This is a genomic window from Ruegeria sp. R8_1 (genome assembly GCF_017743815.1).
Taxonomy (GTDB): Bacteria; Pseudomonadota; Alphaproteobacteria; order Rhodobacterales; family Rhodobacteraceae; genus Ruegeria; species Ruegeria lacuscaerulensis_A.
In genome coordinates, this window is record NZ_JAGHRL010000004.1 from 257,690 (window position 1) to 279,565 (window position 21,876).

Below are 21,876 nucleotides of genomic sequence, written 5' to 3' on the forward strand. Positions count from 1 at the left end.
CCTTTACAAGTAACCTTCCGAACGAAAACTCAGTTCGTTTGATTTTCCGATAATCAGATGGTCATGCAGAGTCAGGCCAAGCGCCAGACATGCATCCTGAATCCGGTTGGTCATGTCGATATCCGACTGCGAGGGCGTCGGATCGCCCGACGGATGGTTGTGCACCAGAATAAGCGCCGAGGCGTTCAGCTCCAGCGCCCGTTTCGCCACCTCCCGCGGATAGACCGGCACATGATCAACTGTGCCCTTGGCTTGTTCTTCATCCGCGATCAGCACGTTCTTGCGGTCCAGATAGAACACCCGGAACTGCTCGGTCTCGCGATGGGCCATTGTGGTGTGACAATAGTCCAGCAACGCATCCCAGCCCGAGATCACGTGCCGTTGCATCACCCGCGCGCGGGCCATGCGATGGGCGCAAGCCTCAAGGATTTTCAGATCGGTGATCACCGTATCACCCACGCCCTTGATCTGACGCAGCCGTTCTTCGGGCGCGGTCAGCACGCGGTTGAAATCCCCAAACGTATCCATCAGCGCCCGCGCCAGAGGTTTCACGTCCTGCCTGGGGATGGACCGGAACAGCACCAGTTCCAACAACTCATAATCCGGCATTGCGGCGGACCCGCCCGACATGAACCTTTCGCGCAGCCGCTTGCGATGGTCTTTGATATAGGAGGGCAATCGACCACTTGGCAGCGGCTGCGCGGGCGCTTCATCCGTTTCAAACAGCATCGGGGCTTCGGCAAAGGCGTCCTTGGTCATGTTCCAACCCTGACGCCGAATCGGTTTCCAAAATGTTAACGCGCTTCACCTGCCATGCGCGCCGTGGCGCGGCGGATGATCATATGCAACAGGATGGAAAACACGCCCAAAGTCAGCATTGCGGCAAACATCAGATCAGTCTTGGCGCGCCCATTGGCCAGCAGCATCAGATAGCCCAAGCCCTGGGATGAGCCCACCCATTCGCCAATCACGGCCCCAATGGGCGCATAAACCGCTGCCAGCCGCATCCCCGAGGCCAGCGAGGGCAGCGCCGCCGGAATGCGGATATGCCACAACACCGCGCGCGGGCTGGCCTGCATGGTCCGGGCAAGATCCAGATAGCCCGGCGGCGTGCGCATCAACCCGTCAAAAAAGGACGAGGTGATGGGGAAATAGATGATCAGGACCGCCATCGCCACTTTGGACCACAGCCCATAGCCCAGCCACAGGGTCAGCAGCGGGGCTAGCGCAAAGACCGGCAGCGCCTGTGTGAAGACCAGCATCGGCTGCACCAACACACGCGCTGCCCGCGAATTGGCCAATTGAAGCGCGGTGATCACGCCGAGAGCTGTGCCGAAAGCCAAGCCGATCACCACCTCTACCGCTGTAATCCACGTATGTTCGGCAATCACCCAGCGGTTCTGCCACCATGTCTCGGCCACCAGTGCCGGACCGGGCAGGATGAATTTCGGCAGGCCCGTCAGGCTGACAATCGCCTGCCAGACGGCCACGGCGAAGACAGTTGCGGCAAGAGCGGACAGAATCTTCATGCCGCCTCTCTCAACAACCGCAACAACGCGCCCTGAGTCTCCAGTGTTTCCAGGTCATCCACATGGCGCGGGGCCGGGGCCGAAGGTGGCTCGCAGGGCGTCAACCCTTGCGCGGTCATCACCACAATGGATTGACCCAAACGCGCGGCTTCGGCGGGATCATGCGTCACCAGCAACACGGTGCGCCCGGCCAGCGCCTCGGCCGCCAGATCCTGCATATCGGCGCGGGTTCGGGCGTCGAGGGCCGAGAACGGCTCATCCAACAGCACGATGGGCCGGTCCTCCATCAAGGTGCGCGCCAAGGCCACGCGCTGACGCTGACCGCCCGACAATTCGCCGGGTTTCTTGGTTAGATGATCCTGCAAGCGCATTCGTTCGATCAGGCGATCCCGGCGCGCGAGATCAGGTTTCTCGCCCCGCAGACGCGCACCCAGAGAAACATTCTGCGCCACCGTCGCCCAAGGCAGCAGCAGGTCGTCCTGCGCCATGTAAGCGACGCGGCTTGGCACTGGCTGCGTGTCGCTGGCTGTGATCTGCCCTTTGAAATCCGCGCCCGTCTCCAATCCAGCAATCAAGCGCAGAACGGTGGTTTTCCCCACACCCGATCCGCCCAACAGACAAGTCCACTGCCCCGCCCCAAGGGTCAGGGTCAACGGCGCGAACAAGGGCGCGCCGTCGATTGTGGCCGAGCCACTGATGGTCAGATCAGGCGCTTGGGTCACGGGGTCAGGCCCATTTGCCAGAAATTGACCTCAAGCTCGGTCGCAGTACGGAAGGTCTGACACAGTCGATCCCAACGCGGTGAGGCTTCGAAATCTGCCCCAATACGCCGCGTTAGAGCCTGATCCAGCAATTCTCCGACCGCTTGACATGCGCCTTGGTAGTCCTCACCGGCATAGGTGTTGATCCAATCGCGATAGGTCTCGGATGTCGCCTCAGCAGCCAGCCGCGTGCCGATCTCACCATAACCCATCACGCAAGGCGCAAGGGCCGCCAGCAAGTCGAGCAAGTCTCCACTATACCCGGCCTCTAGCACGAACCGCGTATAGGCCAGATTCTCGGCCCGCTCGGGGGTCGCGAACAGCTCCTCCTGCGAAATCCCGGCCGCTTCGCAGATGCCGATATGCAGCTGCATTTCTTCGGCGACCAGAGCATTAACCGTGCCCACTGCCGTCAGCATTTCCGAATGCGTTTCCGATTTCACCACGGCCAGCGCCCAGGCGCGGCTGAAATGGATCAGGAACACGTAATCCTGCCGCAGATAGTGCAGGAACGCCTCACGCGGCAGCGTGCCGTCCTTCATCCCTTCGACAAAGGCGTGGCGGGTATAATCCCGCCACGGGTCTTGCGCCGCATCGCGCATCAGCGCGAAGGCTTTGCCGTAGCCGCTCATTGCGCGGTTACGTCAATGGTGATGTCACTGACCGGGTTGGTACTGTCGATCATGCCGCTGTCTTTCAGAAACGCCTCGAACCGCGCGTACCGACCAGCGTCAAAACCAGCCGGACGCAAGGCAAAGCGGGGCAGCGTGTCGACCCATGCACGGGCGTTCAGCTCATCCTGCAGCTCGGGCGAGGTGGCCGCGAAAATCTCCCAGCTTTTTTCGGGGTTGTTGACGATGTACTGCGTGGCTTTCTCGGTCGCGGCCAGAAAACGCGCGATCATGTCGGCATCCATGGTTTCGGGGTTGGCCACGTAGATCAGCTCATCATAGGGCGGTACGCCTTCTTCCTCGATGTAAAAGCAGCGACCCGCGACACCTTCGATATCCATTTGGTTCAGTTCGAAATTGCGGAACGCGCCGATCACCGCATCCACCTGCCCGGTCATCAGCGATGGCGACAGCGAGAAGTTCACGTTGATCAATTCGATATCGTCCAGCGCCACATCATGGGCGTTCAGCATGGCGGTCAGAATGGCCTCTTCCACGCCCGCGACCGAGAAGCCGATCTTTTTCCCCTTCAGGTCGGCTAAGGATTTGATCGGACCGTCCTCCAGCACCAGCAGGCAGTTCAGCGGGGTCGCAACCAGCGTGCCGACACGTTTTAGCGGCAGCCCTTCGTGGATTTGGAGGTGCAGCTGCGGCTGGTACGAAACCGCCAGTTCAGCTTGACCTGCTGCCACCAGACGCGGCGGGGCAGAAGGATCGGCGGGCGGGACGATTTCAACGTCAAGCCCCTGCTCGGCGAAATAGCCATTTTCCTGCGCCACGATGATGGGGCCATGGTCGGGATTGATGAACCAGTCCAGCAGAACGGTCATCTTGTCCTCGGCCCAGGCAGGTGCCGCGGCCAGCAGGGCAATGGCGGTGATCAGCTTTTTCATATCTCGCGTATCCTTCTTTACGAGGTCGAGGCCGCGACGAGCACAATCTCGCCCGGCCAATTCGGTTGAATCTGTTCAGCGGCGCGCCATGCCCGCAGGCCGGAGGCGCAGCAAAGGGCCAGTCTTTTACCTTGTTTAGGGTCTATTTCTTGCAATCTATCAGGCGCAATACGCTGCGCGTTCGGATGCGCTGGGAGTGCGGCTTCGGCCTCATCGCGGAGTTCAACAATCTGGTCATCCGGGCTGAGTTGGCTGGCCGAGACGAACCGAAAACAACTATTGGGCTCGGTCGCGGTGTCGAACCGGAAGGCGCTGGTGCGCAGGGTGCGGGCGTCGTATTGAACCATCTGCCCCAAGGGCGAGGGCGCGATCCCAAGGATCAGGTTCAGCGCCATCTGCGCCTGCATCGCGCCAATTGTTCCAACAACCGGACCTAAAACGCCGGCCGTAGCGCAGCTGGCCACGCTATCAGGCGCGTCAGGGAACACTGCGCGCAGCGAGGGCGCCCCTCCGCAGAACCCACCAACATAGCCCGATAGCCCCAGCACCGAGGCGCTGATCAGCGGCTTGCCCTGCGCCAAACAAGTATCGGACAGGATATAGCTGGCCGCATAGCTATCCGCACAATCCAGGATCACATCAGCCTGCGCGACCATATTGGGCGCATTTTCGTTTGTTAGAACCTGTTTCAGCGCCTCAACGTCAATCTCATCATTCAAGCTCCGGCAGCGCTCAGCCGCCACATCAGCCTTGGGGCGCCCACAATCCGCCTGCGTAAACAAAGTCTGGCGATGCAGGTTGGACAGATCGACTGTATCCCCGTCCATCACCGTGATCCGCCCGACCCCAGCCCCGGCCAACAAGGGCAGGACCGGAGCCGCTAGCCCTCCTGCCCCCACAACCAACACATGCGCCGAGGACAGACGCGCCTGTCCCTCTGCCCCCACCTCAGGCAGGATGGTTTGGCGGGCGTAGCGGCTCATCGCGTGACCTCGATCCATTCGCGAACGCGCGCTTCGGGGTCCGTCTTCAGGGTGATATCTGTCACGACCGAGACGATATCCGCGCCCGCCTGCAGCACACCCGGCGCACGTTCGACGCTCATCCCGCCGATCCCGACCAGAGGGATATCGCCCACCCGCGCCTTCCATTCGGTGACACGTGGCAAGCCCTGCTGATGCCATTTCATCTTTTTCAGGATGGTCGGATAGACCGGACCCAGAGCGACATAATCCGGGTCCATGGCCAGCACCCGTTCAAGCTCATCATCATCGTGTGTGGAGACACCCAGCTTGAGGCCCGCCTTGCGGATGGCTTTCAGATCGGCGTCGTCCAGATCCTCCTGCCCCAGGTGAATCCAGTCACACCCCAGATCAATCGCGGCCTGCCAATAGTCGTTGACCACAAGCACCGCGCCATGCTGGCGGCACAGATCGCATGACAGGGCAATCTGTTCGCGCACCACTGCAAGGGGCTGATCCTTGACGCGCAGCTGCACCAGTTTGACACCCAATGGCAGCATCCGCCGCAGCCAGTCCGAGTGATCAAAGATCGGGTAAAACCGGTCGAGGCTCATGACAGAAACGCCTTTCCGATCACGGGGGTCGAGGGTTCGGCCATATCGCGCGCATCAATCGGGTCGGCCTGATGGGCCAGTTGCCCGGCAAGGGTCGCCTGCATCATGGCCCGTGCCATCGCCGCCGGATCGCCCGCCCGTGCAACTGCGGTGTTCAGCAAAACGGCGTCATAACCCAGCTCCATCGCGCGCGCGGCGTGGCTGGGCAGGCCAATGCCAGCATCAATCACCAACGGCACATCCGGGAATTCCGCCCGCATCGCCCGCAAAGCATATTCGTTGTTCAATCCGCGCCCCGACCCAATCGGCGCGCCCCAGGGCATCAGCACCTCACACCCTGCGGCCAGCAAGCGTTCGCCCACAATCAGATCGTCGGTTGTGTAGGGAAAAACCTGAAACCCATCCTCGGTCAGAATGCGCGCGGCCTCGACCAGTTGGAACACATCCGGTTGCAGGCTGTCCGTGTGGCCGATCAGTTCCAGCTTGATCCATTTGGTATCGAACACTTCGCGCGCCATATGGGCGGTGGTCACAGCCTCTTTGACCGTGTGACACCCGGCGGTGTTTGGCAGAACATGCACGTCCAGATCGCGGATCATCTGCCAAAAGGTCTGACCGGCCCCGGATTCGCGCCGCAGCGACACGGTGGCCACCCCGGCCGCGCTTTCGCGAAACGCCTGCTCCAGAATGGCGGGGCTTGGATATTGCGCCGTTCCCAGCATCAGAGGATTCGGCAATTCGGTGCCGTAGAACGTCTTCATCCTCAGCCCCCCTGCATCGGCGCGACGACCTCGACCCGGTCGCCGTCGGCCAGTTTATGCGCGATGCGCAGGCTTGATGGCACGAATTCCTCGTTCACCGCCGTTGCGACCCGGCCCGAGAATCCGCATTCAACCAACATTTCCGCCAGCGTCAGAGCCGTTATTTCTCGGGTCTCGCCATTAAGCACGATCTTCATCGACCATCTCCGAATGTTTGTTTTCAAGCGCCAGATCGGCCACGCCCTGCGCCAGCGCCGGGGCCAGTAGATAGCCGTGGCGGTAAAGGCCGTTGGCATAGATCGTATGCCCCAATCGCCGAATGCGCGGCAGGTTGTCCGGGAAAGCAGGACGTAGATCGACACCAATCTCCAGCACCTCGGCCTCGCCGAAGGCCGGATTCAACGCATAAGCGGCGCTGAGCAGTTCCAGCATAGACCGCGCGGTGATGCGGCTGCTGTCCTCGCTCTCGATCATCGTCGCACCCAGCATGTAGACGCCATCACCACGCGGAACGATGTAAAGTGGCATCCGGGGATGCAGCAACCGCACCGGCCGGGTCAGAGTGACCTCGGGGCAGCGGATCACCAACATCTCACCCTTCACACCTCGCAGATCATACAAGACCTCGCGCGCGTGCAGCCCCCGGCAGTCAATCGCGTTTTCCAACCGCGAAGGCGCGAGTTTGCGGTGAAACACAACGCCCTGATCCTGTAAGTGACGATACAGGTCATGCAGCGCTTGACGCGGATCAAGATGTGCCTCTTGCGCAAAGTGCAGACCCTTGGTGAAATCATGTAAATCAGGCTCTAACTCAGCGATTTCAGATTGATCGACTTCGACGAATGCTTCCGTCCTGCGCGCAAATCGCCGCAAGTCAGGCAGGTCACGCGGATTGGCCACAACCAACGTCCCACACCGCTGCACCTGAGTCCGCGCGGCCCACCAATCCAACGCGGTCTGCCCCAAACGCATCACTGGCTCTTCAGCATTTTCATACTCGCACCATGGGGCCAGCATCCCACCGGCCCACCAAGAACAACCATGCGCTCCGGGTGGCCCGCCGGGATCAAAAACCTGCACTTGTGCCCCGCGCGAGACCATTTCACTGGCCACAGCCAGACCAGCCACGCCTGAACCTATGACCGACCAGATCGTCACGCAGGCCAAACCTGATGGAAATGATGCACCGGCCCATGACCATGCCCAATGTTCAAACGATCTGCTTGTGCAATCGCGCCCTGCAGGTATTCGTGCGCCTGCGCGACTGCGTCGGGAACTGACAACCCCTTCGCCAATCCCGCCGCAACCGAAGAAGACAACGTGCACCCGGTGCCATGCGTATTTTTGGTTTGACGGCGGGGGGCCGAGAATTCAGCGATCAAGCCCGTCCGATCTATCAAAAGATCATGACAGACGTCACCCCTTCCATGCCCCCCCTTCATCAATACGGTCTGAGCCCCAAGGCCGCATAGCGCAAGCCCCTGTTCGATCATCTGTTCTGTAGTCTCCGCGTCCGACAAGCCCAGTAAACATGCGGCCTCGGGCAAGTTCGGCGTCAGGACTGAAGCACACGGCACCAACACGTCACGCAATGTCTGCACCGCGTCCTCAGCCAGCAAGGAATCACCCGATTTGGCGATCATGACCGGGTCGAGCACAATCGGACCGCCGAACCCGGTGATACGGTCAGCCACGGTTCGGATTATTTCTGGAGTTGCCAGCATCCCGATCTTGATCGCCCCGACATCCAGATCGCTAAGCACGGCCTCAATTTGTGCTGCAATCACATCCAACGGAACACCGTGAACAGCCGTCACTGCCCGCGTGTTCTGCGCCGTGATCGCCGTGATCACGCTGGCGCCATACGCCCCAAGAGCAGACATGGCCTTGAGGTCGGCTTGAATGCCGGCTCCCCCTCCACTGTCCGAACCCGCTATCGTTAAGGCAATAGACGACATATCGTTGCTCCAGATAATCTTGGGCAATCGTGGCGTAGAAAACGTCCATAATTTGGCGACCGTTCCCTCCGCCGGTATTGCCCGGATCAGGTTCGATGGGTTGATGCAATAGCACCTCTCAGCCCCTTGTATGAGGCACCCCAACGGTTGGTGCGGAACATTTCAGGCACGCGAGAAATAATCAAGAGGATTTTGCGAGGCTCTGCCTCGCGCTCCGGGATATTTATGGCCAGTTGAAGAGCGGATTCCGTGCTTCATCTGTCTAAAAATATCCCGGGGGAGTCGCCCGGAACGGGCGGCGGGGGCAGAGCCCCCTACCCGGCTTTTCAGCCCTTCATTCCATCCCAGAAAGATTTGACGGATGAGAAAAAGCTTTTGGACTCTGGGTGGTTGTCTTCACCTAAGTCGTCGAACTCTTTCAACAGCTCCTTCTGACGGCTTGTCAGATTCACCGGCGTTTCCACTGCAAGTTCAATGAACATGTCGCCTACACCTCCGCCGCGCAAAGCCGGCATACCTTTACCGCGCAAGCGCATTTGACGACCAGACTGGCTACCTGCCGGGATTTGCACGCGACCGCGCCCGCCGTCGATGGTGGGGACTTCGATCGAACCGCCCAGCGCTGCTTTGGCCATGCTGACCGGCACGCGACAATAGAGGTTCACGCTGTCACGTTCGAACAGCTTGTGGTCCGATACCTCGACAAAAATGTACAGATCGCCCGGAGGGCCACCCCGCATTCCAGCCTCACCCTCGCCCGCCAGGCGAATGCGCGTACCGGTTTCGACACCAGCCGGAATATTGACCGACAGGGCGCGTTCTTTTTCCACGCGACCCGCACCGCCACAGGATTTACAGGGGTTCTTGATGATCTGACCCAGACCCGAACATGTCGGACAGGTGCGCTCTACCGTAAAGAAACCCTGCTGGGCGCGAACTTTGCCCATGCCCGAACAGGTGGGGCAGGTCGTGGGTTCTACGCCACCTTCCGCACCGGAGCCGTCACAGGCCGAACAGGCCACAGCGGCAGGCACGTTGATGGTTTTTTGAAGACCCGAGAACGCCTCTTCCAGCGTCACGCGCAGGTTATAGCGCAGGTCCGAGCCGCGCGCGGCGCGACGTCCACCGCCTCCGCCACGTTGGCCACCCATGAAATCGCCGAATAGGTCGTCGAACACGTCCGAGAACGCGCTTGAGAAATCGCCCTGACCGAAACCGCCACCAGGACGGCCGCCACCGCCCATGCCATTTTCAAACGCCGCATGACCAAAGCGATCATAAGCGGCCTTTTTCTCGGCATCGCGCAAGACATCATAAGCCTCATTGGCCTCTTTGAACTGCGCTTCGGCATCCGGGTTGTCTTTGTTGCGGTCGGGATGCAGTTCTTTGGCTTTCTTGCGAAAACCTTTTTTGATCTCATCCGCCGATGCGCCCTTGGCTACGCCGAGCACATCGTAATAGTCGCGTTTTGACATCAGTATGTCCTTCTGCCTCAACGTAAATAGGCCGGCCCGGAGAACGGACCGGCCCGCATTGGCCCTGTGAGCCGTTAGTTACGTTTGTCGTCGTCCAGATCTTCGAACTCGGCGTCGACAATGTCATCATCGCCCGGCGCGGCATCGGCTGCGGCAGGCTCTTCTTCGCCATCTTCAGCTTGCGCCTTGTAGATGGCTTCGCCCAGTTTCATTGCGGCTTCGGTGACATTCTGGATGCCCGACTTGATCTTGTCGGCGTTTTCAGTTTCCAGCTCGTCCTTCAACGCGGCAATCGCCAGCTCGATGGCTTCGATAGTAGTCGGGTCGACCTTGTCGGAATGCTCTTCCATCGACTTTTCGGTCGAGTGGATAAGGCTTTCCGCCTGGTTCTTGGCGTCCACCAGCTCGCGGCGTTCCTTGTCGGCCTCGGCGTTTTCCTCGGCATCCTTGACCATCTTTTCGATATCCGCATCGGACAGACCACCCGAGGCTTGGATGGTGATCTTCTGCTCTTTGCCGGTGCCTTTGTCTTTGGCCGAAACCGAGACAATGCCGTTGGCGTCGATGTCAAACGTCACCTCGATCTGAGGCATACCGCGCGGCGCGGGTGGGATGTCTTCGAGGTTGAACTGACCCAAGATCTTGTTGTCCGCAGCCATTTCACGCTCACCCTGGAAAACGCGGATGGTTACGGCGTTCTGATTGTCTTCGGCGGTCGAGAAGACCTGAGACTTTTTCGTCGGAATGGTCGTGTTACGGTCGATCAGGCGGGTGAACACACCACCCAGCGTCTCGATGCCCAGCGACAGCGGAGTCACGTCCAGCAGAACTACGTCTTTGACGTCGCCCTGCAGAACACCGGCCTGAATGGCGGCGCCCATGGCAACAACTTCGTCCGGGTTCACGCCCTTGTGGGGCTCTTTTCCGAAGAACTTGGTGACCTCTTCGATCACTTTCGGCATCCGGGTCATACCGCCGACCAGAACAACCTCATCCACGTCGCCAGCCGACAGACCGGCGTCTTTCAGAGCAGCGGCGCAAGGCTTCATCGATTTCTTGATCAGGTCGCTAACCAGCGATTCCAGCTTGGCACGGGTCAGTTTCATGACCATGTGCAGCGGCTGACCGTTGGCGCCCATCGAGATGAACGGCTGGTTGATTTCGGTTTGCGAGGTCGAGGACAGCTCGATCTTGGCTTTCTCAGCGGCTTCTTTCAGACGCTGCAGGGCCATCTTGTCACTCGACAAGTCGACACCGTGTTCCTTTTTGAACTCATCGGCCAGGTAGTTGACGATGCGCATGTCAAAGTCTTCACCACCCAGGAAGGTGTCGCCGTTGGTCGATTTAACTTCGAACAGGCCGTCGTCGATTTCCAGAATGGTCACGTCGAAGGTACCGCCACCAAGGTCATAGACCGCGATGGTTTGGGTTTCTTCTTTATCCAGACCATAGGCCAGAGCAGCAGCTGTCGGTTCGTTGATGATCCGCAGCACTTCCAGACCGGCGATTTTACCGGCGTCTTTGGTGGCCTGACGCTGAGCGTCGTTGAAATAGGCGGGAACGGTGATGACCGCTTGCGTGACTTCCTCACCCAGATAGCTTTCTGCGGTTTCCTTCATCTTGCCCAGAGTGAAGGCCGAGATCTGGCTTGGGGAGTACTTCTCACCGCGGGCTTCCACCCACGCGTCGCCGTTACCGCCATTCACGATGGCATACGGCACCATTTTCTTGTCTTTTTCGACTTCGGCATCATCCACGCGACGACCGATCAGACGCTTGACGCCAAAGATCGTGTTGTCGGGGTTGGTGACCGCCTGACGTTTTGCAGGCTGACCGACCAGTCGCTCATCTTCGGTGAAGGCGACGATCGAGGGCGTGGTCCGCGCCCCTTCGGCGTTTTCGATGACCTTCGGCTGCGAGCCGTCCATGATGGCCACGCACGAGTTGGTGGTTCCCAGGTCAATCCCGATTACTTTACTCATATGTTCGATCCCTTTCTCTTCAAGGCGATGTCCCGAGGCCGGGACCCGTTATGGCATCCCTGCCTCGATCTCAATTGCGCAATGGCCCTACACCATCACGCGTCCCGGCGTATATAAGGGCGAGACCAAAAGCCTGCAAGCGGTGTAAATCACAGGTTTTCGGGAATCTGTGGCCTTTTTCGCAAGGTTTTGGCAAGGATTGGGGAATCTTGGATGGCACGGCTGCTTTTGCGCGATTTCGATATCAGAAAAGCTTATCTGGACGGGCCCGCTCAGGCGCAACTGGTCGATCTGCTGCGGCCGATTCTGAAATCTGCACCATTGTTTCGACCAACTACGGCTTCGGGCAAGGAAATGTCAGTACGGATGACATCCGCCGGATCTTTGGGATGGGTATCAGATAAAGCGGGATATCGGTATCAGGATCTGCACCCTAAAGGCATGTCATGGCCTGCTATCCCCGACCCGATCCTTGATATCTGGCGGGACCTCGCATCATCCGAACGCGATCCCGATTGCTGCCTGATCAACTACTACGGCGAAGGAACGCGCATGGGGCTTCATCAGGACAAGGACGAGGCGGATTTTTCATGGCCCGTTCTGTCTGTCTCGCTGGGTGATGACGCGCTGTTTCGCATAGGCAATACCACCCGCGGCGGCAAGACCGAGTCGATCTGGCTGAACTCGGGTGATGTCGTAATCATGGGCGGACCTGCGCGCCTGGCCTATCATGGCATAGACCGAATTAGGTTCGGTTCATCCCGGTTGCTGCCCAAAGGGGGGCGGATCAATCTGACTTTGCGTGTTGCACGTTAACTGCGGGCACCCCAGCTTTGCGAGATATGCTGGCGCGTAAAGAAAATGCCCAGCAGCCCGATCAGCAGCAAGACAAGACCGACCCACAGCGGGTACTCCCAACTTGTGTTGCGCGGAAAGTAGTTGCGAAACACAAACCCGCGGCACTGGTCAATAATGTGAAACAGCGGGTTCCAGATGAACGTCAATAAAGTAAACCCTCCCAAACTGTTTGCTACAAACATCTTGCCCGAGAAAATCATGTTCATACGCCGGTACACGGTCGAGGAAATGGACACAAAAGTTGGCAACCAAGGCTTCAGCGCCATGAAAACAACGCCTACAGCGCATCCCGTGAACCATGCCAAAACAAGCATGTAGAAAGCACCGCCCGGATCTTGCACCTCAAGCGGTTCGATCGCGACGTGATATACAAACAGGATCACCAGGATCGAAACGAGCTGAGTATATAATGTCCCAAAGGCCGCGGCCAAAAGCGACACCATCATGTTCATCGGAGAATGCAACATCATCGGATTGTTGCCCGTTGAAACCCCAGACACACCGCTGACAGATTTCACATGGGTCAGAAACAGAAATACCCCGGACAGCAAAAACAGGATCGGGTTACCGCGAATTTTCGCAACACCCGTAATTTTACCGACCAAGGTCATGATCAGATAGAACACCGTGACCAGCGCAAGAATTTGCACAATGTTCATAATCACGGCCAGCACAGCATTCGACCGCTGCGAGCGGATGCTGCGCACGACCGCATGATAGATCAGCTCAAGTGTGGTAAAGGCACCGCCCACCAGCGATTTATTTCGCTCAAAATAAAACACGTACGCACTCTTTCCCGCTGAATCGCCTGCAATCTGCCACGAATTTCTTGCCGTTCCGTAACCGGCGCATCATAAGGCCGTCAGGATTTTCGATCAACAAATCACTGGAACGGAGCATTGTTGTGACCTACGACGCCCTCATCCCCGTCATTCGACGCCTCGCCTTGGAAGCTGGCGACAAGATCATGGAGATTTATGAGGCAGATGATTTCGACGTCAAAGTCAAATCCGATGCCAGCCCCGTGACCGAAGCGGATGAGGCTGCAGACGCTCTGATTTCGGCCGAATTGCGCGCCGCATTCCCCGACATCCTGCTGGTGACCGAGGAACAGGCCGCCTCGCATTCGGAGAAAGGCGAAACCTTCCTGATCGTTGACCCGCTGGACGGGACCAAGGAATTCATCAACCGGCGCGGCGATTTCACGGTAAACATCGCTTTGGTCGAGAATGGCGTACCGACGCGCGGCGTTGTCTATGCACCCGCTAAAGGGCGTATGTTCTACACCCAACCGGATGGCCAATCGGTCGAGGAAACCGGCACGTTGGACAAGGCGCAAGCGGGGGATGTGTCGCCGATATCAGTCTCTAAACCAGACAATTCGGCGTTGATGATCGTGGCATCGAAGTCGCACCGGGATCAGGCGACCGAGGATTACATCAACAAGTATCAGGTCAAAGACAGCAAAAGCGCAGGTTCGTCGCTCAAGTTCTGTCTGGTTGCCACGGGCGAAGCAGACCTCTATCCCCGCGTCGGCCGCACGATGGAATGGGACACTGCCGCGGGCCACGCCGTTCTGGCCGGTGCGGGCGGTAAAGTGGTGCGGTTCGACGATCATTCCCCCCTGACCTATGGCAAGGACGGCTATGCAAACCCGTTCTTCATCGCCTACGCTCCGGGTGTTGAGCTGAAGGAGGCCTGATGTCCGTTCTGATCGCCATTCCCGCCCGCTACGCCTCGACCCGCTATCCGGGCAAACCGCTGGTGCCGCTGACCGGAGCCAGCGGCAAAGCGATGACGCTGATCGAACGCTCGTGGCGCGCGGCCTGTTCGGTGTCGGGCGTCGACAAGGTGGTTGTCGCCACCGATGACGACCGTATCCGCGAAGCCTCTGAGGCGTTCGGGGCCGAGGTCGTGATGACCTCGGACACTTGCCAGAACGGAACCGAACGTTGCGCCGAAACCCATGCCAATCTGGGCGCGGGCTTTGACATTGTGGTCAATCTGCAGGGCGACGCGCCCCTGACGCCGCATTGGTTTGTCGAAGACCTGATTGCGGGCCTGCGCGCCGCACCCGATGCAGGTGTGGCCACGCCGGTGCTGCGCTGCGATGGCGATGCGCTCAACAGCCTGCTGAACGACCGCAAACACGGGCGGGTTGGCGGCACCACCGCCGTTTTCGCCGCCGATCACAGCGCGCTCTATTTCTCGAAAGAGGTGGTGCCCTATACCGCGCAGACCTATGCGGGCACGGACGACACGCCGGTGTTTCACCATGTGGGCGTCTATGCCTATCGCCCCGATGCGCTGGCCGCTTATCCCACTTGGCCCACGGGCCCTCTGGAGCAGCTGGAAGGTCTGGAACAGCTGCGCTTCATGGAGAACGGCCGCAAAGTTCTGTGCGTCGAGGTTGAGGCCAAAGGCCGCCAGTTCTGGGAGCTGAACAACCCCCAGGACGTGCCCAAGCTGGAACAGATGATGGCCGAGATGGGCTTGGATTGAATAAAACTGACGCCGGCGTGTTTATCCAACAGGAACTAAATACGCCCGGTTTAGAAAACTGGATACTGAATTGACACATATTCTTGTCACCGGCGGGGCCGGATATATTGGATCGCATGCCTGCAAGGCGCTGGCGCAGGCAGGCTATACACCTGTGACCTATGACAACCTGATCACCGGTTGGCAGGACGCGGTGAAGTTCGGCCCATTCGAACAGGGCGACCTGCTGGACCGCGCCCGGCTGGATGAGGTTTTTGCCAAATACCAACCCGCCGCCGTGATGCATTTCGCCGCCCTCAGCCAGGTGGGTGAGGCGATGTCCGAGCCCGGCAAATACTGGACCAACAACGTCACCGGCTCGCTCAACCTGATCGAGGCCACGGTCGCTGCGGGGTGCCGGAACTTTGTATTCTCATCGACCTGCGCCACCTATGGCGAACATGACAATGTGGTTCTGGATGAAGACACCGCGCAATTGCCGCTGAACGCCTATGGGGCCTCAAAACGGGCGATCGAGGATATCCTGCGTGATTTCGAGGCCGCGCATGGGCTGAACCACGTGATTTTCCGCTATTTCAACGTGGCCGGTGCGGACCCCGAGGGCCAAGTGGGCGAATTCCACCGCCCCGAGACCCACCTGATCCCTTTGATGCTGGATGCCATTGACGGCAAGCGCGACGGGCTGACGGTGTTTGGAACCGATTATGACACGCCCGACGGGACATGTATCCGCGACTACGTGCATGTCTGCGATCTGGTGGATGCGCATGTGCTGGGGCTGAACTGGCTGGAACAGGGCAAGGGCAGCCGGGTGTTCAATCTGGGCACCGGGTCGGGTTTTTCGGTGATGGAGGTGATCGGCCACTCCAAAGCCGTCACCAACCGCGAGGTGCCCTATTCCGTCGGCCCACGCCGGGCTGGAGACTGCACCAAGCTGGTTTCAGGGTCCGTCCGGGCCGGGGAGGAACTGGGCTGGTCGCCGGAAAGGTCAACGTTAGAGACTATGATTGGCGACGCCTGGCGTTGGCACCAGAACGGCAATTACGAGAAATGAGCTTTTGGTGACCGATCCCGCACGCGATAACCTTCCGCCCATCAGTTGGACGCAGAAGTATCGGTTGCGGCTGAAACGCAGGCGGCTGTTGTGGCGATCCTTTCGCAGTCGCCACGACCTGACGGCCCTGGCAAACCGGACCGCAGGGATCGGAAAAGACACCATTTTGGCCTTTACCACTCTGCGCAACGAGATCACCCGTCTGCCCTGGTTCCTGCGCCATTATCGCGCGCTGGGTGTTGACCACTTTCTGATCGTGGACAATGGCAGCGATGACGGCTCGGTCGAGCTGCTGCGCGACCAACCGGATGTTTCACTATGGCAAACGCAGGCCAGCTATCGTGCGTCGCGCTTCGGCTTGGATTGGCTGACATGGTTGCAGATGCGCTATGGTCACGGGCACTGGACCTTGATGGTGGATGCCGACGAACTGCTTGTCTATCCTGACTACGACACCCGGACCTTGCACGACCTGACCGCATGGCTGGACGCAAGGGGACAACGCGCTTTTGGTGCTTTGATGCTGGACCTGTACCCCAAAGGTCCGTTGGGTGCCGAACCTTATAACTCTGAAACCGACCCAACCGACCTGCTTGGCTGGTTCGATCCGGCGCCTTACAGATCACGAAGGCAATCGCCTTTAGGTAATCTATGGGTGCAAGGCGGTGTGCGGGAGCGCATGTTCTTTTCAGATAAGCCGGATCGATCCCCAACCCTGAACAAGATTCCACTGATACGTTGGTCGCGGCGGTATGCCTTTGTAAACTCGTGCCATTCCGCATTACCCCGAGACTTGAATGCCACCTACAACGGGCCGAATGGCCGGACCCCATCCGGGGTATTGCTGCATACGAAATTCCTGCCCGAGATCGTCGAAAAATCGCAGTCCGAAAAAACCCGCCGACAGCATTTCCACGATCCGGATCAATTTGGTGACTACTATGACGGGATAGCCGATCGCCCGACCCTCTGGACCTCTCAATCCGCACGCTACACGGGTTGGAAGACGCTGCAGCAAGCCAAACTGATGGGTCTGATTGAGTGGGAAACCGCCACTGGGGCTAACGACTTGTAAATGCATTGCTTTGATACATGAAAAAATGGCATAACTCGACAATCACCCGGCACCACTCTGGCACATCCAGGCCCCGGGGATGCTCGCGTAAATCAGAAGGTTGGGCAGTCACGTGAGCCTGTTGGATTCTTACCGAATGAGACTGCGGCGCAAGCGCCGTATTTTGCGCTGCGTTCGAAAACGACGCGAGCTTTCGACCGTCTCGAACAACACTGGCAAGATCAAACGTCGCGACACCCTACTGATGAGCGTGGTGCGGAATGAAAAAATCCGCCTTCCTTATTTTCTGGAATATTATCGTAAGCTGGGTGTGAACCATTTTCTTTTCGTGGACAATGACAGTGACGATGGCACGGCCGAGTTTCTGGCCGCGCAGCCGGATGTTTCGGTCTGGCATACAAACGCTAGCTATCGGCGCGCGACCTTCGGGATAGATTGGTCGAACTACCTTTTGCGCAAATATGCCCATGGGCACTGGGTTCTGACCGTGGACCCTGATGAGTTCTTCATTTACCCGTTTTGCGACACGCGGCCTCTGCGGGCACTGACAGATTGGCTGGACGGATGCGCCGTTCGCAGCTTTGGCACGATGCTGCTGGATATGTACCCGCGTGGCCCGGTCGATGCACAGGTTTATACCGAAGGGCAGGATCCGTTCGAAGTCGCTCGTTGGTTCGATTCCGGCAATTACATGATCACCCGGAACCCGGAATACGGAAATCTGTGGATACAAGGTGGGCCACGAGCACGGGTATTCTTTCGCGACACCCCGTCAAAAGCACCAGCGCTTAACAAAATTCCGCTGGTTAAATGGGATCGTCGCTATGCTTATGTCAGCTCGACTCATTCGCTGCTGCCACGAGGGTTGAACCAGGTCTATGACGAATGGGGCGGCGAAAAGGCCAGCGGCGCGCTGCTGCATGCCAAACTGATCAACACGCTGGGCGAAAAAGCCCGCGAAGAAATGGGCCGTCGCCAGCATTATCGCAAATCCGGGGAATATCAGGCTTATGCGCAGGGCCTGGACGAGCAGCCAGTCTTTTGGTGCACGTGGTCCGAGAAGTACATCAACTGGCGACAGCTTGAGGTTCTGGGCCTTATGTCCAAAGGAAACTGGGCATGAGCAATCTGGGCGTCGTCATGCTGGTACACACGGCTCTGCACCGGGCCGAGCAGGTTGCGCGGCATTGGACGGCGTCAGGCTGTCCCGTCGTGATCCACGTGGATCAGAACGTGTCAGATCAGGTCTTTTCGGATTTTGTGGCCTCTTGTGATGACAATCCACTTATCCGGTTCTCCAGACGTCACAAATGCCCGTGGGGCAGTTGGGGCCTTGTTGAGGCGTCGCAGGCAGGGGCCGAACTGATGCTGGACGCGTTCCCAGACGTTCACCATGTTTACCTGTCCTCCGGCGCTTGCCTACCTTTGCGACCAGTACCTGAACTGATCGAGTACCTGGCGCAACGCCCCAGAGTGGACTTCATCGAAAGCGCAACCACGGCAGACGTAAGCTGGACAATTGGTGGCCTGGATCAGGAACGCTTTACGCTGCGATTTCCGTTTTCGTGGCGCAGGCATCGCAAACTGTTTGATGCCTATGTCAAATTGCAACGTGCACTGGGAATGCGTCGCAGCATTCCCGAGGGGCTCGTTCCGCATATGGGTAGCCAATGGTGGTGTCTGACACGCCAGACCCTGTCCGCAATTCTGCAAGACCCCAAACGCAAGGTGTATGATCGCTATTTCCGGAGGGTGTGGATTCCGGACGAAAGCTATTTCCAAACACTCGCCCGGTTGTATTCCACACATATTGAAAGCCGGTCACTGACCTTGTCCAAGTTCGATTTCCAAGGTCGTCCGCATATATTCTACGACGACCATTTACAGCTTTTACGGCGGTCCGATTGTTTTGTGGCCCGCAAGATCTGGTGCAATGCCGACCGCTTGTATCAGACCTTTCTGACCAAACAGAGCAGCGCAGTCACTCCGGCTGAGCCGAACCCCGGCAAGATCGACCGAGTGTTTTCCAAAGCGGTCGAGCGTCGCACGCGCGGGCGGGATGGTTTGTACATGCAAAGCCGCTTTCCCCGGCATGGCAGCGAAAACGGCCTGACGTGTTTTCCCTACTCAGTGTTTCAGGGCTTTACGGAACTGTTCGACGATTTTGAAAGCTGGCTGACGGATACGACTGGTGCACGCGTCCATGGCCATCTCTTTGCCCCGGAACGTGCCCAGTTTTCGGGGGGTGAGACGATCTCGAATGGCGCACTCAGCGACTGCGCGACTTTGCGGGATTATAACCCAACCGCCTTCCTGTCCAATCTGATCTGGAACACGCGCGGCGAGCGGCAGTGTTTTCAATACGGGCCTCGCGACACGCAGTCGCTTAATTGGTTTTTGGCCCGCGACAGGAATGCGCAGATTTCCGTCGTGACCGGGGCTTGGGCCGTGCCCCTGTTTCGGTCAAACATGAATTTTTCGGACATCAGATGCGAGGCCGCGCGCCTTCAGCAGATCGAAACCAAGCAGCTCGAGGTTCTGAACTCGGTCTGGACCAAAGCGCGGGTACGAACGTGGTCACTGGCTGAATTCGTCGAATCCCCCATGGAACCCCTGCAAACTGTGGCAGACGAAATTGGAATGCAGACCCAAGCCCACCTGACGACCGCGCCAACGATGGTTGACCTGAGCGGCTTCGGACAGTTTCTGCAGAACCTAAAAAACCAAGGAATGCACCCTTACCTGATGGGCGATTTTCCTGCCGATGATGTGTTCGGCAAACGGACAAGACCCTATCACAAACCCTATCTGGTGCAGTGACCACTTATGCAGCCCCGTTTCGACTATTTTGTCATCCTTGCCGCCATGCGCACCGGCTCCAACCTGCTCGAGGCGAACCTGAACGCACTGGATGGTGTCACAAGCCATGGCGAGGCGTTCAATCCACATTTCATCGGACGCGTTAAATCGGACACGCTTTTGGACATTTCGTTGGACGAACGGGATGCCGACCCGTCACGCCTGTTGGAAGCAATCAGGAGTGCACCCGGCGAAATGAACGGGTTTCGTTTTTTCCAAGGGCATGATTCCCGTGTGTTAGAGCCTGTTTTGAGCGATCCCCGTTGCGCCAAGATCATCCTGACGCGCAATCCATTGGACAGTTTCATTTCCCTGCAGATAGCGCGGGAAACCAAGCAATGGCAGTTAAAGAACGTAAAACGCCGGCGCGAAGCTCAGGTTGAATTCGATCCTCACAGCTTTAGGGACTATCTGGACCAGCAGCAGGATTTTCAGCTGTTTTTGCTGAACCATTTGCAGGCAAGCGGCCAAACAGCCTTCTACATCTCGTATGATGACCTGCATCGTCTTGAAACACTGAACGGTCTGGCCAAGTGGTTAGGTGTGGAAAGTCGCTTGTCCCGGATCGACGACACGCTCAAGCCGCAAAACCCCGAGCCGCCTCTGGCCAAAGTCACCAACCCTGACGAGACCGAGCAATCCCTGCACGGGCTGGACTATTTCAATCTGCATCGCACACCCAATTTTGAACCTCGAAGAGGTCCGGCTGTCGCCAATTACGTTGCAGCACCGAACACGCCAGTGATGTATTTGCCAGTTCGCGGAGGTGTCGAGGATCGGGTTAAGGCGTGGTTGGCCAAGCTCGACGGGGTATCACCCGAGGATCTGTTGACGAACCAGAACCGCAAGCAAACCCGGCACTGGCTTCAGTCCAACACAGGGCATCGTAAGTTCACTGTTGTGCGCCATCCTTTGGCCCGCGCACATTCGGTGTTTTGCAGGTACATCCTCAGTACTGAACCTGGCGCCTATCTGAAGATACGCAACATACTGCGCAACCGGTTCAAAATCCCGATCCCGGGACAAGTGCGCGCTGAAACCTATTCACTGGATCAACACCAAGAAGCGTTCAGCGCGTTTCTGGTGTTTCTGCGCCAAAACCTTGCCGGACAGACCCCTGTTCGAGTGGATGGCGTCTGGTGCAGTCAGGCACAAGTCCTTGAGGGGATGGCGTCGTTCGCTCTGCCCGATCTGATCTTACGCGAAGATGAAATGACCAAAGCGCTTCCTGACCTGGTGCGAGAGATGGGTCATGAGGCCCCGCCCAAGCCGGATACAGCCCCCGATGACGCGCCATTCACATTGGCCGAAATTTACGACGAAACACTCGAAGCGCTGGCAGAGGATGTCTACCAGCGCGACTATATGCAATTCGGGTTCGGAGGATGGAAACCGGCTATGGGCGCAACGTGATAGTCGTGCCGCGGTTCACCATCGCATAGATCTCTTCGATCTCATCGTTAGTGACCGCGATGCAACCCGCCGTCCAGTCTTCTGTTTTCTTTGCCCGTTTACGCTCGGCGCGCTTGTTGGGTTGGCCGTGGATAAAGATGTCTCCGCCAGGATCAACGCCAGCCGCCTTGGCCCGAGCCACATCCTGCGAGTTGGGATAGGAAATACCCAGTGAAAGGTGATAACGGCTGTTGGGATTGCGGCGATCAATCAGATACGTGCCTTCCGGCGTGCGTCCGTCGCCGCGCTTGGTCTTGGTGCCCTGCGGAGCAAAGCCAAGGTCGACCTTGTATTCCTTCAGGACATGTTCGTTATGAAGAAGATAAAGTTTACGTGCACCCTTGTTGATCACTAATGAGGTGACCTCGGGCCCGTCATAGGTCAGAAATCTTGGGCTGGCCGACGCGCAGGCCGAAAGGCCCAGCGTTGCTACAGCACCCATTCCAAATGCTCGACGATCCATGTTTCAC

At 58.3% G+C, this 21,876-nt stretch carries 23 protein-coding genes and 1 riboswitch; of the genes, 8 read left to right on the forward strand and 15 right to left on the reverse strand.

What is annotated here, in order from left to right; all coding sequences use genetic code 11:
• Positions 1-3: 3 nt before the first annotated feature.
• The 13 genes from radC to dnaK form a co-directional block, all read right to left on the reverse strand.
• Positions 4-759 (reverse strand): DNA repair protein RadC, encoded by a 756-nt coding sequence (gene radC, locus J7380_RS11535; RefSeq protein ID WP_170355664.1) that lies wholly within the window; start codon positions 757-759, stop codon positions 4-6.
• A 35-nt stretch (positions 760-794) separates the two neighbouring features.
• A complete protein-coding gene (locus J7380_RS11540) occupies positions 795-1,529 on the reverse strand; it encodes an ABC transporter permease (RefSeq protein WP_209195901.1) in 735 nt (244 codons plus the stop codon).
• A complete protein-coding gene (locus J7380_RS11545) occupies positions 1,526-2,251 on the reverse strand; it encodes an ABC transporter ATP-binding protein (RefSeq protein ID WP_209195903.1) in 726 nt (241 codons plus the stop codon). The genes J7380_RS11540 and J7380_RS11545 overlap by 4 nt, the downstream gene beginning before the upstream one ends.
• Complete coding sequence (tenA, locus tag J7380_RS11550; protein WP_247742511.1) at positions 2,248-2,922, reverse strand: thiaminase II; 675 nt, start codon at positions 2,920-2,922, stop codon at positions 2,248-2,250. The genes J7380_RS11545 and tenA overlap by 4 nt, the downstream gene beginning before the upstream one ends.
• Positions 2,919-3,854, reverse strand: a complete 936-nt coding sequence (locus J7380_RS11555; RefSeq protein ID WP_209195905.1) for an ABC transporter substrate-binding protein — start codon at positions 3,852-3,854, stop codon at positions 2,919-2,921. Before J7380_RS11555 ends, tenA begins: the two co-directional genes overlap by 4 nt.
• A 17-nt stretch (positions 3,855-3,871) precedes the next feature.
• Positions 3,872-4,837 (reverse strand): HesA/MoeB/ThiF family protein, encoded by a 966-nt coding sequence (locus J7380_RS11560; RefSeq protein WP_209195907.1) that lies wholly within the window; start codon positions 4,835-4,837, stop codon positions 3,872-3,874.
• The gene (locus J7380_RS11565; RefSeq protein ID WP_209195909.1) at positions 4,834-5,430 is read right to left on the reverse strand and encodes a thiamine phosphate synthase; all 597 of its coding nucleotides are present in this window, start codon (positions 5,428-5,430) and stop codon (positions 4,834-4,836) included. The genes J7380_RS11560 and J7380_RS11565 overlap by 4 nt, the downstream gene beginning before the upstream one ends.
• Positions 5,427-6,191 carry a thiazole synthase gene (locus J7380_RS11570; RefSeq protein WP_209195911.1) on the reverse strand — a complete coding sequence of 255 codons (765 nt, stop codon included), beginning with the start codon at positions 6,189-6,191 and terminating at the stop codon, positions 5,427-5,429. The genes J7380_RS11565 and J7380_RS11570 overlap by 4 nt, the downstream gene beginning before the upstream one ends.
• A gap of 2 nt (positions 6,192-6,193) precedes the next feature.
• Entirely contained in the window at positions 6,194-6,388 is a 195-nt protein-coding gene (thiS, locus tag J7380_RS11575; protein WP_209195913.1) for a sulfur carrier protein ThiS, read from the reverse strand.
• On the reverse strand, positions 6,372-7,349 hold the full coding sequence (locus J7380_RS11580) for an FAD-dependent oxidoreductase (protein WP_209195914.1): 978 nt from the start codon (positions 7,347-7,349) through the stop codon (positions 6,372-6,374). Before J7380_RS11580 ends, thiS begins: the two co-directional genes overlap by 17 nt.
• Positions 7,346-8,149 carry a bifunctional hydroxymethylpyrimidine kinase/phosphomethylpyrimidine kinase gene (gene thiD, locus J7380_RS11585; RefSeq protein WP_209195916.1) on the reverse strand — a complete coding sequence of 268 codons (804 nt, stop codon included), beginning with the start codon at positions 8,147-8,149 and terminating at the stop codon, positions 7,346-7,348. Before thiD ends, J7380_RS11580 begins: the two co-directional genes overlap by 4 nt.
• 46 nt (positions 8,150-8,195) lie before the next feature.
• Positions 8,196-8,302, reverse strand: a riboswitch (TPP riboswitch).
• 173 nt (positions 8,303-8,475) lie between these two features.
• Positions 8,476-9,624, reverse strand: a complete 1,149-nt coding sequence (dnaJ, locus tag J7380_RS11590; protein ID WP_170786125.1) for a molecular chaperone DnaJ — start codon at positions 9,622-9,624, stop codon at positions 8,476-8,478.
• Positions 9,625-9,698: 74 nt separating this feature from the next.
• On the reverse strand, positions 9,699-11,606 hold the full coding sequence (dnaK, locus tag J7380_RS11595) for a molecular chaperone DnaK (protein WP_209195918.1): 1,908 nt from the start codon (positions 11,604-11,606) through the stop codon (positions 9,699-9,701).
• A gap of 213 nt (positions 11,607-11,819) precedes the next feature.
• Between dnaK and J7380_RS11600 the strand changes: the two genes are divergently transcribed.
• Entirely contained in the window at positions 11,820-12,422 is a 603-nt protein-coding gene (locus J7380_RS11600) for an alpha-ketoglutarate-dependent dioxygenase AlkB (protein WP_209195920.1), read from the forward strand.
• On the opposite strand, the gene J7380_RS11605 is transcribed toward J7380_RS11600, so the two are convergent.
• A complete protein-coding gene (locus J7380_RS11605) occupies positions 12,419-13,246 on the reverse strand; it encodes an ABC transporter permease (protein ID WP_209195922.1) in 828 nt (275 codons plus the stop codon). The two genes, J7380_RS11600 and J7380_RS11605, sit on opposite strands and share 4 nt — an antisense overlap.
• A gap of 122 nt (positions 13,247-13,368) precedes the next feature.
• On the opposite strand from J7380_RS11605, the gene cysQ reads away from it, so the two are divergent.
• The 7 genes from cysQ to J7380_RS11640 all read left to right on the forward strand — a co-directional run bounded on the left by cysQ (position 13,369) and on the right by J7380_RS11640 (position 21,367).
• The gene (cysQ, locus tag J7380_RS11610; RefSeq protein ID WP_209195924.1) at positions 13,369-14,166 is read left to right on the forward strand and encodes a 3'(2'),5'-bisphosphate nucleotidase CysQ; all 798 of its coding nucleotides are present in this window, start codon (positions 13,369-13,371) and stop codon (positions 14,164-14,166) included.
• Positions 14,166-14,966 carry a manno-octulosonate cytidylyltransferase gene (locus J7380_RS11615; protein ID WP_209195926.1) on the forward strand — a complete coding sequence of 267 codons (801 nt, stop codon included), beginning with the start codon at positions 14,166-14,168 and terminating at the stop codon, positions 14,964-14,966. The genes cysQ and J7380_RS11615 overlap by 1 nt, the downstream gene beginning before the upstream one ends.
• 70 nt (positions 14,967-15,036) lie before the next feature.
• On the forward strand, positions 15,037-16,020 hold the full coding sequence (galE, locus tag J7380_RS11620; RefSeq protein ID WP_209195928.1) for a UDP-glucose 4-epimerase GalE: 984 nt from the start codon (positions 15,037-15,039) through the stop codon (positions 16,018-16,020).
• 7 nt (positions 16,021-16,027) lie between these two features.
• Entirely contained in the window at positions 16,028-17,095 is a 1,068-nt protein-coding gene (locus tag J7380_RS11625) for a glycosyltransferase family 2 protein (RefSeq protein WP_209195930.1), read from the forward strand.
• A gap of 136 nt (positions 17,096-17,231) precedes the next feature.
• Positions 17,232-18,218, forward strand: a complete 987-nt coding sequence (locus tag J7380_RS11630) for a glycosyltransferase family 2 protein (RefSeq protein ID WP_209195932.1) — start codon at positions 17,232-17,234, stop codon at positions 18,216-18,218.
• Positions 18,215-19,915, forward strand: a complete 1,701-nt coding sequence (locus J7380_RS11635; RefSeq protein ID WP_209195933.1) for a beta-1,6-N-acetylglucosaminyltransferase — start codon at positions 18,215-18,217, stop codon at positions 19,913-19,915. Before J7380_RS11630 ends, J7380_RS11635 begins: the two co-directional genes overlap by 4 nt.
• Before the next feature lie 6 nt (positions 19,916-19,921).
• A complete protein-coding gene (locus tag J7380_RS11640; protein ID WP_209195935.1) occupies positions 19,922-21,367 on the forward strand; it encodes a nodulation protein NodH in 1,446 nt (481 codons plus the stop codon).
• On the opposite strand, the gene J7380_RS11645 is transcribed toward J7380_RS11640, so the two are convergent.
• The gene (locus J7380_RS11645; RefSeq protein WP_209195937.1) at positions 21,351-21,869 is read right to left on the reverse strand and encodes a L,D-transpeptidase family protein; all 519 of its coding nucleotides are present in this window, start codon (positions 21,867-21,869) and stop codon (positions 21,351-21,353) included. The two genes, J7380_RS11640 and J7380_RS11645, sit on opposite strands and share 17 nt — an antisense overlap.
• Positions 21,870-21,876: the final 7 nt, after the last annotated feature.